This window comes from Rhizobiaceae bacterium, assembly GCA_023953835.1.
In the GTDB taxonomy this organism is placed as follows: Bacteria; Pseudomonadota; Alphaproteobacteria; order Rhizobiales; family Rhizobiaceae; genus Mesorhizobium_G.
The window spans coordinates 1,303,279-1,319,234 of record JAMLJB010000001.1 but is presented as its reverse complement, the minus strand read 5'-3'; the positions used below and the strand labels follow the sequence as shown (position 1 = coordinate 1,319,234).

At 60.7% G+C, this 15,956-nt stretch carries 15 protein-coding genes; 4 read left to right on the top strand and 11 right to left on the bottom strand.

What is annotated here, in order from left to right; translation table 11 throughout:
* Positions 1–14 precede the first annotated feature (14 nt).
* Complete coding sequence (locus M9924_06135) at positions 15–347, bottom strand: metalloregulator ArsR/SmtB family transcription factor (protein MCO5063980.1); 333 nt, start codon at positions 345–347, stop codon at positions 15–17.
* 150 nt (positions 348–497) lie between these two features.
* Between M9924_06135 and M9924_06130 the strand changes: the two genes are divergently transcribed.
* Positions 498–1,076, top strand: a complete 579-nt coding sequence (locus M9924_06130; protein ID MCO5063979.1) for a hypothetical protein — start codon at positions 498–500, stop codon at positions 1,074–1,076.
* Positions 1,077–1,081: 5 nt separating this feature from the next.
* On the opposite strand, the gene M9924_06125 is transcribed toward M9924_06130, so the two are convergent.
* Genes M9924_06125 through M9924_06115 form a run of 3 tightly spaced genes read right to left on the bottom strand, consistent with a single transcriptional unit; the run spans position 1,082 to position 4,399 of the window.
* Positions 1,082–1,969: a dienelactone hydrolase family protein gene (locus tag M9924_06125; GenBank protein ID MCO5063978.1), complete on the bottom strand. Its 888-nt coding sequence runs from the start codon at positions 1,967–1,969 to the stop codon at positions 1,082–1,084.
* Positions 1,970–2,028: 59 nt separating this feature from the next.
* Complete coding sequence (locus M9924_06120) at positions 2,029–3,627, bottom strand: urea amidolyase family protein (protein MCO5063977.1); 1,599 nt, start codon at positions 3,625–3,627, stop codon at positions 2,029–2,031.
* 10 nt (positions 3,628–3,637) lie between these two features.
* Positions 3,638–4,399: a LamB/YcsF family protein gene (locus tag M9924_06115; protein MCO5063976.1), complete on the bottom strand. Its 762-nt coding sequence runs from the start codon at positions 4,397–4,399 to the stop codon at positions 3,638–3,640.
* A gap of 103 nt (positions 4,400–4,502) precedes the next feature.
* Between M9924_06115 and M9924_06110 the strand changes: the two genes are divergently transcribed.
* From M9924_06110 to istB, 3 genes are all read left to right on the top strand, one after another.
* The gene (locus M9924_06110) at positions 4,503–5,540 is read left to right on the top strand and encodes an NAD(P)-dependent alcohol dehydrogenase (protein ID MCO5063975.1); all 1,038 of its coding nucleotides are present in this window, start codon (positions 4,503–4,505) and stop codon (positions 5,538–5,540) included.
* 426 nt (positions 5,541–5,966) lie between these two features.
* Positions 5,967–7,496 carry an IS21 family transposase gene (gene istA, locus M9924_06105; protein ID MCO5063974.1) on the top strand — a complete coding sequence of 510 codons (1,530 nt, stop codon included), beginning with the start codon at positions 5,967–5,969 and terminating at the stop codon, positions 7,494–7,496.
* On the top strand, positions 7,486–8,280 hold the full coding sequence (gene istB, locus M9924_06100) for an IS21-like element helper ATPase IstB (protein MCO5063973.1): 795 nt from the start codon (positions 7,486–7,488) through the stop codon (positions 8,278–8,280). Before istA ends, istB begins: the two co-directional genes overlap by 11 nt.
* A 65-nt stretch (positions 8,281–8,345) precedes the next feature.
* Here istB and M9924_06095 read toward each other — a convergent pair whose 3' ends face one another.
* The 7 genes from M9924_06095 to M9924_06065 all read right to left on the bottom strand — a co-directional run bounded on the left by M9924_06095 (position 8,346) and on the right by M9924_06065 (position 15,944).
* Positions 8,346–8,636: a SapC family protein gene (locus M9924_06095; protein ID MCO5063972.1), complete on the bottom strand. Its 291-nt coding sequence runs from the start codon at positions 8,634–8,636 to the stop codon at positions 8,346–8,348.
* 594 nt (positions 8,637–9,230) lie between these two features.
* Positions 9,231–10,028, bottom strand: coding sequence for a 5-deoxy-glucuronate isomerase (gene iolB, locus M9924_06090; protein MCO5063971.1), 798 nt, complete (start codon positions 10,026–10,028; stop codon positions 9,231–9,233).
* 2 nt (positions 10,029–10,030) lie between these two features.
* Positions 10,031–10,237, bottom strand: coding sequence for a DUF3329 domain-containing protein (locus M9924_06085; GenBank protein MCO5063970.1), 207 nt, complete (start codon positions 10,235–10,237; stop codon positions 10,031–10,033).
* Positions 10,238–10,248: 11 nt separating this feature from the next.
* Complete coding sequence (iolE, locus tag M9924_06080; GenBank protein MCO5063969.1) at positions 10,249–11,166, bottom strand: myo-inosose-2 dehydratase; 918 nt, start codon at positions 11,164–11,166, stop codon at positions 10,249–10,251.
* A gap of 31 nt (positions 11,167–11,197) precedes the next feature.
* Complete coding sequence (gene iolD / locus M9924_06075) at positions 11,198–13,048, bottom strand: 3D-(3,5/4)-trihydroxycyclohexane-1,2-dione acylhydrolase (decyclizing) (GenBank protein ID MCO5063968.1); 1,851 nt, start codon at positions 13,046–13,048, stop codon at positions 11,198–11,200.
* Between the two features lie 22 nt (positions 13,049–13,070).
* On the bottom strand, positions 13,071–15,005 hold the full coding sequence (gene iolC, locus M9924_06070; GenBank protein MCO5063967.1) for a 5-dehydro-2-deoxygluconokinase: 1,935 nt from the start codon (positions 15,003–15,005) through the stop codon (positions 13,071–13,073).
* A gap of 99 nt (positions 15,006–15,104) precedes the next feature.
* Positions 15,105–15,944 carry a MurR/RpiR family transcriptional regulator gene (locus M9924_06065; protein ID MCO5063966.1) on the bottom strand — a complete coding sequence of 280 codons (840 nt, stop codon included), beginning with the start codon at positions 15,942–15,944 and terminating at the stop codon, positions 15,105–15,107.
* Positions 15,945–15,956 lie beyond the last annotated feature (12 nt).

Genomic DNA, 15,956 nt, shown 5'->3' with positions numbered 1-15,956 from the left:
GACGCAGCCAATCGTCAGCTTTCAAAATAGATCTCGGCAAGCGCCTGTATGAGCAGCGCGGCTTTCTGGTCCGCGAGACTATAGAATACCTGTTTGGCTTCCCGACGCGTTTCCACAATGCCGGCTGATCGCAATACGCCCAATTGCTGTGAAAGCGATGGCTGATGTACGCCCAGTCTTTCCTCCAGCCCGCCGACGGAATATTCTCCATGCACCAGGGCAGCTACCATCAGGAGCCTCGCCGGGTGCGCCAATGCCTTGAGCAAGCCTGTAATCTCTTCGGGTCGGTTCGCGAGCGTCTTTAACACGGCTGATTCATCTGTCCCGACGCCTGCACTTTCAGCCATTCTTCTCCCCACAATTCCGCCCCGACGAAACGCAGGACGCGGTAACGCATTCTTCTATATAAGCAGAATATAATGTATTGTATTGATACGTAAGCGACACCCATTGATCAAGCTGCACCATCGGCTACAGAAATTTCCGCAGCCAAACTGGTGCAATGGATGCAACTTGCAATTGTTCCCAAAAAGCTGCACCTCGGCGGGATGCGGAAGGTTTTGGTTTGTTTCGGCGCAATGGCTGGAATTCTCGTCGGCGTGAGTCTGGCGGGAAGCGGTGAACCGCCTGGACGTACAGCTCTTGCCGAGGCTCCAGCCTGCAAATTGGTCGAGTCCCACGAACTGGAAAACTATATCGGCGTACCCATGTTTGTGAAGGCGTCGAGCGGCACCGACACATCCACCGCATTCTGTTCATGGGGGGGCGGCACCGAGGGAGTGACCGTCGAAGTGATGCTGTTTCCAGCCGAAAGCCATGGCATCGCCGAAGGCGACGAGCGCGCCCGTTTCGATCTCATGATCGAAGCCCAGAAACACAAGTTCCAGCCCGGCGAGTTCGTGCCGGTTCCCGAGTTGGCCGATGATGCCTGGGCGCTCGACCTGTCCGACAACCCCGCCCAGTATATCGTCGTCTATCTCTTCAAAGGCGGCGACAACGCGACCATCACCACGAGAGAGATCGGGCTGGAAGCGACGGTGGAAATTGCCCGTCAGGTCGCCGAACGAATGCCGTAGCGCGCCTACGCCAGATATTTCTCGAACCAGGCGACGGTTCGATCCCACGCAAGCTTTGCAGCCCCTTCGTCGTAACGTGGAGTGGTGTCGTTGTGGAAGCCGTGATTCACGCCGGGATATATGTAGGCCTCGTAAGTCTTGCCCGCCGCTTTCAGCGCTTCCTCATACGCCGGCCAGCCTTCGTTGATGCGCGTGTCGAGTTCGGCATAGTGAAGGAGCAGCGGTGCCCGGATGCGGGTGACGTCCTCGGAATTTGGCTGCCTGCCGTAAAAGGGCACCGCGGCGCTGAGTTCAGGATAGGCGACCGCGGCAGCGTTCGCGACACCCCCGCCGTAGCAGAAGCCGGTGATGCCGACCTTGCCTGTCGTGCGGTCGTCCTTCATCAGAAATTCGACCGCCGCGAAGAAGTCGTTCATCAACTTTTCGGGATCGACCGTCTGCTGCAATTCGCGGCCCTTCTCGTCATTGCCGGGATAGCCGCCGACCGATGTCAGTCCATCTGGAGCGAGCGCGATGAAGCCCGCCTTCGCAACGCGGCGGGCGACATCCTCGATATAGGGATTGAGGCCCCTGTTCTCGTGCACGACAACGATCGCCGCGACCTTTCCCGACGCTTTTGCCGGGCGCACCAGATAGCCGCGCACGTCGCCGTGGCCGTTTGGCGACGGATAGGTGATGTATTCGGGAACGATGTCTGGATCGGTGAACTCGACCTGGTTCGCCAGCGCGTAGTCCGGGCTGAGGGAAGCGAGAATCGCCGCGGCGGTCATTCCGCCGACGGCATACTTGCCGGCGCGATCGAGAAATTCGCGCTTGGTGATCTTGCCATGCGCATAGAAATCATAGAGCTCGAGCAGTTCCTGCGGAAAATCCTTGGCAGTCAGGCGTGTCATCGGTCCGTTCCTCCGATCAGATTCGTCCAGACAATAGAACGTAGTTTCCAGATTTGAGTTCAATTCTGCGGGAACGGCAGCTTTTTGAAGCGCAGTTTCACTCCGGGCGGCAACTGCCCCGCGAGGTCCAGATGATGCGCTGCGACGTTCGCGATGACGGGATAGCCGCCCGTGACCGGATGGTCGGTGAGGAAAAGCACCGGCTGGCCGCTGAGCGGAACCTGGATCGCACCCTGCACCGTGGCTTCGCTGGGCAGCTCTGCCTTGCTAATGCGCTCAAGAGGTTGCCCGTGGAGCCGGATTCCGGTCCTGCTCGATTCTGCGGTGACCGTCCATTCCTCTGACAGGAAGCGCTCGACGGATTTCTCGGTGAACCAGTCGGCGCGCGGACCGAGCGTCACGTCCAGACTCACATGGCCGCCGCTGACGGGCATGGCGAAGGGTTCGCGTTCGCCTGCCGAAACAACGGCATTGCGCGGGGGAGGCAGGATGCCGATTTGTGCACCAGCCACAAGTGGCAGCGGCCCGATCTGCGCCAGCACGTCACGGGAGGCGCTGCCAAGCACAAGGGCACTTTCGAAGCCGCCGCGAACGGCCAGGTAGGAACGCAATCCCGAGGCGGGCGAACCAATGGCGACGACATCCCCATCCATCAGCGCGACAACTTCATGCCGACCGGCATTCATCGTGGTTCCTTGCTTCCTCTGCACAGTGAAAGGCGCCGGGGCGCCCGAGAGCGCCATGAATGTCTTGCCGTGGACCCTGAGCCGCACCTGTCCAAGCGTGATCTCAAGCGCGGGAGCTCCACGATCATTGCCGACCAGACGGTTGGCTATCCGGTAGCTTGCCTTATCGGCGGCCCCGGAAATGCTGACGCCTTGTCTCGATTGGCCCGCTCGTCCCCCATCCTGAACAAGAAGCGGAAAGAGCGTCGACAGGATTTCCAGGCGACCGGCCGCTTCTACCGAAGGCCGCCTTGGTGCGGCTGGTTTACTCATGTCGATGACCATGTGCCTGGCAGAATGCGCCATGTCGATAAAGCGCACGCGCGAACCGGGCTGCAGGAGTGCCGCCGGATTGCGATCGGGATCGAACATCTTGAGCGGCGTTGAGCCGATAAGCCGCCAGCCGCCCGGACTGTCCTTCGGGTAGATGCCGCAGAAATTCCCGGCGAGCGCAACCGAACCTGCCGGAACGCGCACGCGAGGCGTGGCGAGGCGAGGGACCGTGAACCGGGAATCGTCTGACGAAAGGTAGGCAAAGCCGGGCGCGAAGCCCACGAAGGCCACCTTGTATTCGGTGCGTGTGTGCCACCGCACGAACTCGCGCACCGGCACGCCGAGCAACTCCGCCAGCCCGGCAAGGTCCTCGCCGTCGTAGCGCACGGGGATTTGAACGAGCGGGCCATCGACGGGCTGAACTTGCGCGAGGTTGCGGCTCGAAATCTGCGCGGCGAGTTCATGGGGACGAATGCGCTCAATGTCGAATGTCACAAGCACCGTACGCGCTGCCGGTATCATCTCCAGAACGCCCTCGACAGGATCGCGCTCCAGCGAGTAAACCAGCGCCAGCACCCGGTCCAGGTTCTCAAGTTCAACGAGAACCGAACCGTCACGGACCGGCAGGAACCTGATTGGCTGATCTCCGGCGCTCACCATTGCCGGGGGTCTATCCTGCAAATGACCTGATCTCAAACCCCGCTTCTTCCAATCCGTCGCGCAGGCGTCGCGCGATCTCGACCGAATGCGGAGTGTCGCCGTGGACGCAGATGCTGCCGGCGTCGACACGCACCACGCCGCCGTCGATGGCAGGAACCGTTCCCTGCCCGACCATACCCGTCATGCGCTTTGCAATCTCGGTCGGATCGTGCAGCACGGCGCCTTTCTCGCGGCGCGAAACGAGGTTGCCCTGCGAAGTATAGGCGCGATCCGCGAAGGCCTCAGCGACCACGCCGAGGCCGGCGGCGCGCGCCCATTCGACAAGCGGCGATCCGGCCAGCGCCATCAGCACGAGGCCCGGATCGGTGCTGCGTATTGCGGTGATGACGTCATTCGCCTGCCGCTCGTCGACGGCAATCGTGTTGTAAAGCGCGCCATGCGGCTTGACATAGGATACGCGCGTTCCGGCAGCGGCAGCGAGTCCTTTGAGGGCTCCGATCTGGTAGATTACGTCCCCGACAAGCTCTTCACTTGAGGGGTCCATGTTGCGCCGCCCGAAACCGGCAAGATCGCGGTAGCCGACATGCGCACCAACTGCGACGCCGCGTCGGGCGGCTGCCCGCAGCGTCCGGAGGATGCCCGCGGGATCGCCCGCATGGAACCCGCAGGCGATATTTGCGCTGCTGACAATTTCAAGCATGGCCGCATCGTCGCCCATGTTCCATGCGCCGAAGCTCTCGCCCAGGTCGCTGTTGAGGTCGATTGAAGGCATGCTGCTCGCACCCTGATTGCCCACGGCGAAGCAACCTCTATGAATGCGTTTGGCATGAATGTACACCAGCATTGAGGATGTGCCGACGGGAAAGGATGCGCCGATGCTTGCCCTTGTGCTGGAACGCAAAGGTGAATTGTCCCTGCGCGACATCGAACTGCCCGGCACGCCGGGTCCCGATGACGTGAAGGTCGCGATTCACACGGTGGGCGTATGTGGTTCCGATGTGCATTACTATACGCACGGCGCCATAGGTCCCTTCGTCGTTCGTGAGCCGATGGTGCTGGGGCACGAAGCGGCAGGGACGGTCATCGAAGTCGGGGCGAACGTGCGCGGCCTCAAGGTTGGCGATCGTGTCTGCATGGAGCCGGGCGTGCCGAACATGTCATCGCGTGCGAGCAAGCTCGGCATCTACAATGTCGATCCTGACGTGCGCTTCTGGGCGACGCCGCCGGTCCATGGCGTGCTGACGCCGGAAGTCATTCATCCCGCCGCGTTCACGTTCAAACTTCCCGACAATGTCAGCTTCGCCGAAGGCGCCATGGTGGAACCCTTCGCCGTCGGCCTCCAGGCCGCGACACGTGCCCGCATTGTGCCCGGCGATGTGGCGGCTGTTATCGGCTGCGGACCGATCGGAATAATGACGGCGCTGGCCGCGCTCGCGGGAGGCTGCTCGCGGGTGTTCGTCACAGACCTGAGCGCACCGAAGCTGGAAATCGCGGGCCGGTATGCGGGCATCGTACCGATCGACATCACCCGGCAGTCGGTTGCGGATGTCCTTGCGGACGCCACCGACGGCTGGGGGGCCGATGTCGTGTTCGAAGCCAGCGGCAGTCCGCGCGCCTATCAAGGTATTTTCGACCTCGTTCGCCCGGGCGGCGCGGTGGTTCTCGTCGGGCTCCCGGTCGAACCCGTTTCCTTCGATGTTCCGGGCGCAATCGTAAAGGAAGCCCGTCTGGAGACCGTTTTTCGCTATGCGAACAATTTCGACCGCGCCGTAAACCTGATTGCATCCGGCAAGGTCGATTTGAAGCCGTTGATAACGGAGACGTTCAGGTTCGAGGACAGCATCGCGGCATTCGACCGCGCCGCAAGAGGGCTGCCGCAGGATGTGAAGCTGCAAATCCGGCTCATGTCCTGATTTTGAACGAACGCATTACCCGCTCATCTTCGGCAGAATTTCGAGCCGCTTTCCTTCCATAAGACTGAGCGGGACGTAAAGTCGCCCGAAAGCGATGCCGCATTTCCCGCACCCTGCGTGAGGCCGCCCTTTTCGGACCGCTGTGTATCTTCAGGATCACAACCGACCCCCCCGGTCCACCCGCAAACCCTCGTCCCTGTTGATGATTTCCCTGCACCTTCATCCACATAGGAGAAGTGAACGAGGTTGACTTTTTTCTAAATTAGCAATAGATAATTCTTGGGGATGTATATGGGTGTATGGGTATCATGATTGTTGATTTCCGCCGAGAACTGACCCGGGATTGCGGGATTTTTCCATCGAGAAGTGACCCATGTTTGAACTCACCCCTGCTTGACGATCGCAGGGGACTTTGGAGTGATAGACATGGCGTTACTGAGCGTTATCCGGCGCTGGCATCTGCGGGATGGACTTTCGATCCGGGAGATTGCGCGGCGCACGGGACTGTCGCGGAACACGATCCGCAAATACCTGCGATCCGACGAGGTCGAGCCCCGCTTTCGGGTGCCGGAGCGGCCGAGCAAGCTCGATGCCTATGCCGAGCGGCTATCTGCCTGGCTGAGGACGGAAGCAAACAGGCCGCGCAAGCAGAAGCGCACGGTCAAGCAGTTGCACGCCGACCTGATGAGCTTCGGCTATGAGGGCTCTTACGGCCGTGTCGCCGCCTTTGCGCGTGACTGGAAAGAAGAGCGTCAGCGGCAGATGCTAACGAGCGGTCGCGGCACCTTCGTGCCGTTGGCGTTCGAGCCTGGTGAGGCGTTCCAGTTTGACTGGTCGGAAGACTGGGCCGTCATCGGCGGCGAGCGCACGAAGCTACAGGTGGCGCACTTCAAGCTCAGCTACAGCCGTGCCTTTGTCGTGCGAGCTTATCCCCTTCAGACGCACGAGATGCTGTTCGATGCACACAACCACGCCTTCCCGGTTCTGGGTGGCGTGCCGCGGCGCGGGATCTACGATAACATGCGCACTGCGGTCGACAGGATCGGCCGGGGCAAGGATCGCCAGGTCAATGCCCGCTTCTCGGCGATGGCCAGCCACTATCTGTTCGAGGCCGAGTTCTGCAATCCAGCCTCGGGCTGGGAGAAGGGACAGGTCGAGAAGAACGTCCAGGATGCCCGCCACCGGTTGTGGCAGCCGATGCCGCGCTTTCCATCTCTGGAGGCGCTGAACGACTGGCTGGAGCAGCGGTGCCGGGAGCTGTGGCAACAGATTCCCCATGGCCTCAGACCCGGAACGATCGAGGACGCCCGGTCCGAAGAGGCCCAGTTCCTGATGCCAATGCCTCGCCCCTTCGACGGCTTCGTCGAATACACCAAGCGGGTCTCGCCTACCTGCCTGGTCCATCTGGAGCGCAACCGCTACAGCGTGCCGGCTTCCTTTGCCAACCGGCCTGTGAGCCTAAGGGTTTACCCGGAACGGATTGTGGTTGCCGCCGAAGGGCAGCTCCTCTGCGAGCACCGCCGCATCATCGAACGGTCGCATGACGGTCCCGGTCGAACCGTCTACGACTGGCGTCACTATCTGGCGGTCATCCAGCGCAAGCCAGGTGCTCTGCGCAACGGCGCACCCTTCACAGAGCTTCCCGAAGCCTTCAAACGGCTGCAGCAGCATCTGCTCAGGAAGTCCGGCGGCGATCGGGAGATGGTCGAGATCCTGGCCCTTGTCCTGCAGCATGATGAGCAGGCCGTGCTGGCGGCAGTGGAGATGGCACTCGAGGCCGGGGTTCCGACCAAGGTCCACATCCTCAATCTCCTGCACAGGCTGGTCGATGGCAAGCCGATCGCGACGCCGGTCGTGGATGCGCCGCAGGCGCTGAGCCTGGCCAAGGAGCCGCAGGCCAATGTCGAGCGCTACGATGCGCTGCGCCAAGCTCGGGAGGTGCGCCATGCGTCATGATCCCGCCAGCGGCGCCATCGTCATTATGCTCAGGAGCCTGAAGATGCATGGCATGGCGCAAGCCGTCGCCGAGCTCACCGAGCAGGCCTCTCCAGCCTTCGAGGCCGCCATCCCGATCCTGTCGCAACTGCTGAAGGCGGAGATGGCAGAACGGGAGGTCAGATCCACCGCCTATCAGCTCAAGGCAGCCCGCTTCCCTGTCTATCGCGACCTGGCCGGCTTTGACTTCGCCAGCAGCGAGATCAACGAGGCCCTCGTGCGCCAGCTCCATCGCTGTGAGTTCATGGACGAGGCCAACAACGTCGTGCTTGTCGGAGGTCCAGGCACCGGAAAGACCCACATCGCCACAGCTCTCGGCGTGCAGGCGGTCGAGCATCATCGCAAGCGTGTCCGCTTCTTCTCCACCGTCGAACTCGTCAACGCCCTTGAGCAGGAGAAGGCCCAGGGAAAGGCCGGCCAGATCGCCAACCGGCTCGCCCATTCCGATCTCGTCATCCTGGACGAACTCGGATACCTGCCCTTCAGTGCGTCAGGTGGAGCGCTGCTGTTCCATCTGCTGAGCACGCTCTACGAGCGCACCAGCGTCGTCATCACCACCAACTTGAGCTTCAGTGAATGGGCCACCGTCTTCGGCGATGCCAAGATGACGACGGCGCTCCTCGATCGCCTCACCCATCATTGTCACATCCTGGAGACCGGAAACGACAGCTTCCGCTTCAAGAACAGCTCGGCAAAGACACCCGCCGCAAAGAAGGAGAAAGCGCCCACCTTGACCAAATCCTGAGACCCAAACCATACATGAGACGGGTCACTTCTCGGCGAAAATCCCGGGTCAGTTCTCAGCGGAAATCAACAGTCCGGCTCGACAAAGAGGTTTTGTCTCTCCTTCAACCCAAGCAAGGCCACGGGCGTGGGACGATCGCCAGCGGTAAAGAGTATTGGATAGAACCGAGCGGCGTGCGCAAATTCGCCAAGCATGAGTGGCACGACCGGAGTTGCAGCACTGAAGCCAAATCCGTTGAACGGTTTGAGCGCTTTGCCGCTATGCTGGTCGAAACTCAGGACCGCCGTGTCCTTGTAAAGCGGCGGCAGAATGTGCGCTGCGGAATTTCCAGATGTACGCGGTTTTTTCGCTTTCATTCGGGATCACAATCCGGTGCATGCGTCGTATGGAATCCTGAATGCTCGCGCGGGGGCGGATTCGATATATCGAGCGTGCGCACGGCTTCTTGCCATCCTCTGATGCAGTGGAGAGCGAACCGCCATCCGAGCAGGACCGTTACCGCAATTCCAATACAATTAGAATATGTTTTTTAAGCATATACTTAAATAAGGCGGAGATCACATCAAAGGGTTCGCACACATGCGCATTGAGCAGCCGGGTAGTCTCGGGTCAAGCCCTACCCTCTATGACTTCCTCCCAGCACATCTGGTAGACCTCGTCGTCAAGTCGCTTGACGGTCCTTCTTATGATGCCTCTCCGTTCCAATGCCTCGATCGTCCGCTGACGGTTTTTTGCGTGATCGAAATGCACTGAATCAGGTTCGTCATGGCGACCGGCGCGTATTTCCGCCAGCACATGCCTCATTTGCGGAGTCAGCCTCCGCGTCGATTGCGGCATCCGGTGCCTCTTGTTGTTGCAGCCACCCCGCCTGCACAACCAAAATGAGCAGACATTCTGGCGCAGGATGCGAGACTTTCCAGTTCCACTTTTGGTGGATGCTTCACGCCGGTTCAGGCGTTCAAAAGCCATTGATGTTCGGGTGCGTTGTGGAATCTCCAGATCCGCTTGGGGCCGGCCATGACATTGAGATAGTAGAGATCGTAACCATGGCAGGCCGCGCAGGGATGGTACCCCCTGGGCACAAGCACGATATCGCCGTCCTCGACGGTCATGGTTTCGTCAAGCGAGCGATCGTCGGTGTAGACGCGCTGGAAGGCGAAGCCCTGCGGCGGGTTGAGACGATGATAATAGGTCTCTTCCAGATAGGATTCGTCGGGCAGATTATCCCGGTCGTGCTTGTGCGGCGGAAAGCTCGACGTATGCCCGCCCGGTGTGATGACCTCGACGACGAGCAACGAGTCCGCGGGTTCCGTTTCCGGCAGGATGTTGGTGACATAGCGTGTGTTGGTTCCTTTGCCGCGCACCTGCCGACCGACCTTGTCGGGACCGATAATGCGTACAGGCAGGCCTCCGCCGAGGCCGGGCGCGGAACAAACGCCGAGTTCGAGCGGCGTTTCGGCCACGACGGACCATTCTGATCCTTGGGGAATGTATACCGACCAAGGCGCGCCGTCGAACGGCGACATGCGTTCGCCGAGCAAGCCGAGCCGTTTGCCCGAAACCGTCACGTCGCCCTTGCCCGTGACAAAGACAAGGCAGAGTTCATTGTTGCCCGAAGAACCTGATGCGGTTTCACCCTGAGCGAGCCGATGCAGGTCGAATCCCACATAGTTCCAACCAGCGCTCTCAGGCGTGATCCGCGCGACGAGCCCGGTCTTCTTTTCAGGTCTCACCCGGAGTTTGGACATTGTCAGCCTTCCTTGTCGGTGTTCCTCGATGAGGGCGTGTAGGCATAAAGATATGCATAGGCTCCATAGACCGTCACCGCTCCCACCAGCGTCGCCCACATCGGTGTTCCGTAAAGCAACTCGACCACGCACCAGGCGGCGCATGCACCGATCAGGACAACGCGCCGCCACAGCGGATCGAGAAAAGGGTGAGACGTATTGTTGGCCACTAATTATCCGATCAGCCGCTGGGGAAACCTTGAGTTTCCACCGTATAGCCTGCCAAAGCCATGACGCGCATCAATTCCTTGTGGCCGATTTCCGCCATCCGTTTGGGAGGGGCCTTTTTCGGATCCTGCTCGGCTTCGACTACAAACCATCCCTCGTAGCCGTGATCCGCGAGACGCCGGACGATGGCCGAGAAATCGAGCGAGCCGTCTCCCGGCACCGTGAACGCGCCGAGAGCAACGGAGTCGAGAAAAGATTGTCTGTTCCAGTCGAGGCCGTCGAGCACATCCATGCGGACATCCTTCACATGGACATGGGAGATGCGCTTGTGATGCTTGTCGATCACTCGCAGGACATCCCCGCCCGCGAAAGCCAGATGCCCTGTGTCGAAAAGCAGGGGAATGCCTTCGCCTGAATGGTTCATGAAGGCGTCGAGTTCCTCCTCATACTGTACGACCGCAGCCATGTGGTGATGATAGGAAAGCGGCATTCCTTGATCCGCGCACCACTCGCCGAATTGCGTGAGCTTGCGCGCGTAAGCCTTCATTTCCTCGTCGGCCAGCACGGCTTTTTCGGCGAGCGGCTTCGATCGGTCACCCTGAATCGAACGGCCGACCTCGCCATATACGATGCAAGGTGCATTGACCGCCTTGAAGAGCTCGATCATCGGCTGAATACGTTCCTTGTTCAACGCGATCTCTTCATTGACAAGCGTGCCGGAAAACCAGCCGCCACACAGCGTCACATCCGCCGCTTTCAGGACGGGCAGCATTTCTTCAGGGGTCGAAGGAAAGCGGCGGCCCTGCTCCATGCCCGTGAATCCGGCGGCTCTCGATTGGTGCAGGCATTCCTCAAGCGAAACGTCGTCGCTCAGTTCGGGAAGGTCATCGTTCCACCATGCGATGGGGGACATGCCGAGGCTGGCTTTCACTTATGTGCTCCGTTGGTGGAAGGTCCTGACCCTAGTTGCCGACCTTTTGCAGCTTCGTCGCCTGCTCGTAAGCCTTGCGGGCAGCGTTGATGGATTTGCGGTCGCTCACTTCCGGAACCGCGACATCCCACCAGTGGCCGCCCGCCTCGGTGGAAATCAGCGGATCGGTTTCAATCACGATTACGGTGGTGCGATCAGCCTTGCGCGCCCTTTTGAGCGCATCCTCCAGATCGGCGATCGAATCCGCTTTATCCGAGCTAGCGCCGAGGCTGCGCGCATGGGCAACGAAATCGATATCCGGCAAAGTTTCATGCTTTGTATCAATGAGCAAATTGTTGAAATTTGCGCCGCCGGTCGCCATTTGCAGCCGGTTGATGCAGCCGAAGCCGCGATTGTCGAGCAGGACAACGGTCAGTTTCAAGCCAAGCATGACGGAGGTGGCGAGTTCCGAATTCAGCATGAGATACGAGCCGTCGCCGACCATCACCACGACCTCCTTGTCGGGATGCGCCATCTTTACGCCGAGCCCGCCCGCAATCTCGTATCCCATGGTCGAAAAGCCGTATTCGGCGTGATAGGAACCCGGCACGCCGGCCTGCCACAGCTTGTGCATCTCGCCCGGAAGCCCGCCCGCGGCATGCAGCGCGACGATATCCGTGCCCATGACGCGCTGGACGGCTCCGATCACCTGCGCATCGGATGGCAGGGCGGTGTTCGTTGCGGACGTGACCCGATCGGCGGCCTTGCGCCAGTCCGCCTTTCCCGCCTTGGCCCTTTCGATCCATGATCTGGGCGCTTTCCAGTCTCCGACTGCCTTGTGCAACTCTCTCAAGCCTTCGCGGGCATCGGCCACCAGCGGCAGGGCGCGGTGCTTGCCCGCATCGAAGGGCTGAACGTTCAGGCCGACAATCGTCTTGTCGTCATTCTTGAATAGAGCCCACGAGCCGGTCGTGAAATCCTGAAGCCGCGTTCCGATCGCGAGCAGGAGGTCTGCTTCTTCGGCAAGACTGTTCGCCGCGGAGGTTCCAGTGACGCCGACGGCTCCCATGTTGAGTTCAGCCTCATCGGGAAGGGAGGACTTACCGCCCTGCGTCTCGCAAACGGGAATGCCCGTCGCCGTCACAAACTGCGCCAGTGCCTCGGACGCTCCAGAATACAGCACACCGCCACCAGCGACGATGATCGGTTTTTTCGCGTTGCGCAGAGCGTCCGCCGCGCGTTTCAACTCATGCAGGTCGGGTCGCGGACGGCGTGGCGTCCAGACGCGCGGTTCAAAAAACTGCGCCGGATAATCATAGGCCTCGGCCTGCACGTCCTGGCAAAGCGCCAGCGTTACCGGGCCGCATTCGGCGGGATCGGTCAGCACCTGCATGGAGCGGGCAAGCGCCGGGATGATCTGCTCCGGGCGCGTGATGCGGTCGAAATATCTGGAGACGGGCCGGAAACAATCGTTGACCGTCGTCGTGCCGTTGCCGAAATCCTCGGCCTGCTGAAGGACAGGGTCCGGCACGCGGTTCGCAAAGACATCGCCGGGCAGAAAAAGCACTGGCAAACGATTCACATGGGCAAGTGCGGCGGGCGTGACCATATTCAGGGCGCCCGGCCCGATGGATGAGGTGCAGGCCATGAACCGGCGGCGAAAATTCGCCTTTGCATAAGCGATTGCAGCATGCGCCATGGCTTGCTCATTGTGGGCGCGAAAGGTCGGAAGGCGATCCTGCAGCGGGTGGAGCGCCTCGCCGATTCCGGCCACGTTGCCGTGGCCGAAGATTGCCCATACGCCGCCGAAAACAGGCACCTCCTCGCCGTCAATTTCAGTCATCTGCGCGGCAAGAAAACGGGTGAGGGCCTGAGCCATCGTGAGGCGGACGGTCATTGTCAATGGTTCCTCCCTTGTCGCCGGATCAAGCCGCACGACGTCCGCGCGTGGCAAGCCAGGCATCGCACAATTCGCCAAAACGGACCGCCATGTCTTCGATGGCTGCATCGTCGCTGATCTCCCCGGCCATCCAGCGCGGCGCGACGTCCGCGAAGATGGAGCGTCCGACGGCGAACCCCTTTACGATCGGTGTCGCGGCTGTCGCGTCAAACGCCTTGCGCAATTCAGAGGCAGGCGCTTCAAGGCCGAGCAACACGACGCCACGGCAGAGCGGGTCATGTTCCAGTATCGTCGCCTCGATCTTCCGCCATGCGGCAGGTGAAGCCTGCGGTTCGAGCTTCCACCAGTCCGGCCTGATGCCGAGCGCATAGAGTTCCGCCAACGCCTGCGGGATCGTATCCGTTTCGAGATTTCCGTGCTTTCCCGCGATAATCTCCACCAGCAATTCGCGCCCGACCCTGCGGGACGCTTCGAATAAGGCGAGCAGTTTTTCCTGCTGCTCTCTTTTCAGGTCGGCCGGATCGTCTGGACGGTAGAAACACAGGCACTTGATGCAATGAGCTAATGGCCACTCGATGAGCTGCGAGCCGATGTCCTGACCGAATTCGAAGCGCAGGGGACGCGAGCCGGGAAGCTCGACAGGGCGACCCAGCCAAGCGAACGGATGCCGAGCAAATTCCTCCATCGCCTTGCGCCCGTATTTTTCGTCGAGCAGCATGCCATAGCCGGGTCGCCCGTCAGCAACTTTCGCGGCGGCCTTGACGGTAAGCACCTTGAATTGATCGATCAGCCCGGCGGGCGCGCGGACAGCATTTGCAATTTCTTCGAGCTGGGCGCGATGATCGCAGGCAAGCGCCATGAGTTGAGGAATTTCGACATGGCGGGTGGTCGACCAGTGGATCTGGTTGATGGTTTCATCCTTGCGCAGCGCGAAGTCCCGGCTGCCATTCTTCAGGAAGAATTGCAGTTCCGCCCAGCTTGGATATTCGGGCGAGCAAAGCAGGCGTGAAACGGCAAACGCACCGCCTGCATTCGCCCAGGTCGCAGAGGTCGCCCAGTCTTCCTCGCCCAGCCAGCCGCGCAAAAGCCCCGACATGAAGGCATCGCCGGCACCAAGAACGTTGAACACTTCAATGGGAAAACCCCGCCCCACAATGCCGTCCTCGAGATCGTCGCTGATAGGTCCGTCAAAGACGATGCAGCCCATGGCCCCGCGCTTCAGAACGATGGTGCCTTTTGAGATCGCGCGGATCGCCTTGAGCGCGCCCAACACGTCATCGGCGCCCGAGGCAATCATGATTTCCTCTTCGGTTCCCACGATAAGGTCGCAATCGGGAAGGACTGCCCTCAACCGGGTGGAAACCTCGTCGGATTTCACATAGCGGGCAAAACCGTCCCCATGCCCCGCCAGCCCCCAGAGGTTCGGGCGGTAGTCTATGTCGAATGCGACCTTCCGGCCATGCTGCCGCGCAATGCGGATCGCCTTGAGCTGAGCGGATGCGCTGTTGGCTCGGGAGAAATGCGTGCCGGTGACAACGATTGCGCGCGCGGAGGCGATGAAAGCTTCATCGATGTCCGTTTCGTCCAGCGCCATGTCGGCGCAGTCGCTCCGGTAGAAGATCATCGGCGACACGCCTTCGGCTTCGACGGCCAGGAGCACCAGCGCGGTCAGGCGTTCCGTGTCGGTTTTCAAGCCGGCAACGGAAACACCCTCGCGCTCCATTTGTTCACGAATGAAACGCCCCATCTGCTCGTCCCCGACCCGCGACAGGAGAGCGGATTTGAGCCCGAGCCGAGCGGTGCCGATGGCGATATTGGCGGGACAGCCGCCGACCGATTTTGCGAATGAGGCAATATCTTCGAGGCGCGAACCGATCTGCTGGCCATAAAGGTCAACCGAACAGCGTCCAATCGTGATGACGTCGAGCGAGGCAGGCTTGGTGCCTCCGCTGCTGGCCATGGGCTCCTCCCGGAAAACAGCGCACGCAAAAGGTGCGTGCTTTGTCACCCAATATGAAACGTGAATTTCATTTATTCGTCAATATGGAATAATCATTCCCTACTTGGATTTCTGTTTTCGGGATTCCGCTCTCCGTTCGGCAACGGCGACCGCGAGCGTCATTGCCAGCGCCATGGTTGCGGACAGGGACCGGAATCCGGCGCAATCAGCCTCGGCGACTTCGAACCAGACACTGGCGGATTGGGCCAGCGGCGAGAATGCGCTGTCGGTGATGGCGATGACGGGAACGCCCTGTGCGGCCATGGAGCGCGCGTGATCGACGGTGGCAGGAGCGTAAGGTGAGAAGCTGATCGCAACCACGGCGTCGCGCGGCGTAGCGAAACTCGTCATCTCTGGTTCAAGTCCCGATGCGGACTCAACAAGCATGTTGCGCACCCTCAGCTTGCCGAGCGCATAGGCCATATAGCTTGCCACGGGGAACGAGCGCCGACGCGCCAGCAGGTGAATTGTGTCGGCGCGAGCCAAAATGTCCACGGCCCGGTCAAGCAACTGGTCGTCAAGCGTGCGCGACATGGATTCGAGCGATCGCAGCGAGGCGTCGACAAAGCCGTCGAGTACGCCCCTGTTGCGAGGGGCGCCACCGCTCCTCAGCTTTTCAAGCCTGTCTTCATAGGACGTGGTTCTTTCGCGCAGGCGTTCGCGAAAAACCGATTGCAGGCTGGTGAACCCGTCGAAGCCAAGAAACTGCGAAAAGCGGATGAGGGTCGATGGCTGAACGCCCGCCGAAGCCGCGATGCTCGCGGCGGTGCCGAACGCGATCTCGTCGGGATTGTCGAGCGCATAGGCCGCAATTTGCGCGATGCGCTTGGGCAGCTTGTCGCGCTTCTCGATAACCAGAGTGCGCAGCGAGTCATAGTCTTGCGGCAATGCGGCATTCATGGCTTTCACGAG

Excerpts from the sequence above, each read along its gene's own strand:
- M9924_06135 (MCO5063980.1), bottom strand. The coding sequence starts at position 347 with ATGGCTGAAAGTGCAGGCGTCGGGACAGATGAATCAGCCGTGTTAAAG.
- M9924_06125 (MCO5063978.1), bottom strand. The coding sequence starts at position 1,969 with ATGACACGCCTGACTGCCAAGGATTTTCCGCAGGAACTGCTCGAGCTC.
- M9924_06120 (MCO5063977.1), bottom strand. The coding sequence starts at position 3,627 with ATGGTGAGCGCCGGAGATCAGCCAATCAGGTTCCTGCCGGTCCGTGAC.
- M9924_06115 (MCO5063976.1), bottom strand. The coding sequence starts at position 4,399 with ATGCCTTCAATCGACCTCAACAGCGACCTGGGCGAGAGCTTCGGCGCA.
- M9924_06110 (MCO5063975.1), top strand. The coding sequence starts at position 4,503 with ATGCTTGCCCTTGTGCTGGAACGCAAAGGTGAATTGTCCCTGCGCGAC.
- istA (MCO5063974.1), top strand. The coding sequence starts at position 5,967 with ATGGCGTTACTGAGCGTTATCCGGCGCTGGCATCTGCGGGATGGACTT.
- istB (MCO5063973.1), top strand. The coding sequence starts at position 7,486 with ATGCGTCATGATCCCGCCAGCGGCGCCATCGTCATTATGCTCAGGAGC.
- M9924_06095 (MCO5063972.1), bottom strand. The coding sequence starts at position 8,636 with ATGAAAGCGAAAAAACCGCGTACATCTGGAAATTCCGCAGCGCACATT.
- iolB (MCO5063971.1), bottom strand. The coding sequence starts at position 10,028 with ATGTCCAAACTCCGGGTGAGACCTGAAAAGAAGACCGGGCTCGTCGCG.
- iolC (MCO5063967.1), bottom strand. The coding sequence starts at position 15,005 with ATGGCCAGCAGCGGAGGCACCAAGCCTGCCTCGCTCGACGTCATCACG.
- M9924_06065 (MCO5063966.1), bottom strand. The coding sequence starts at position 15,944 with ATGAATGCCGCATTGCCGCAAGACTATGACTCGCTGCGCACTCTGGTT.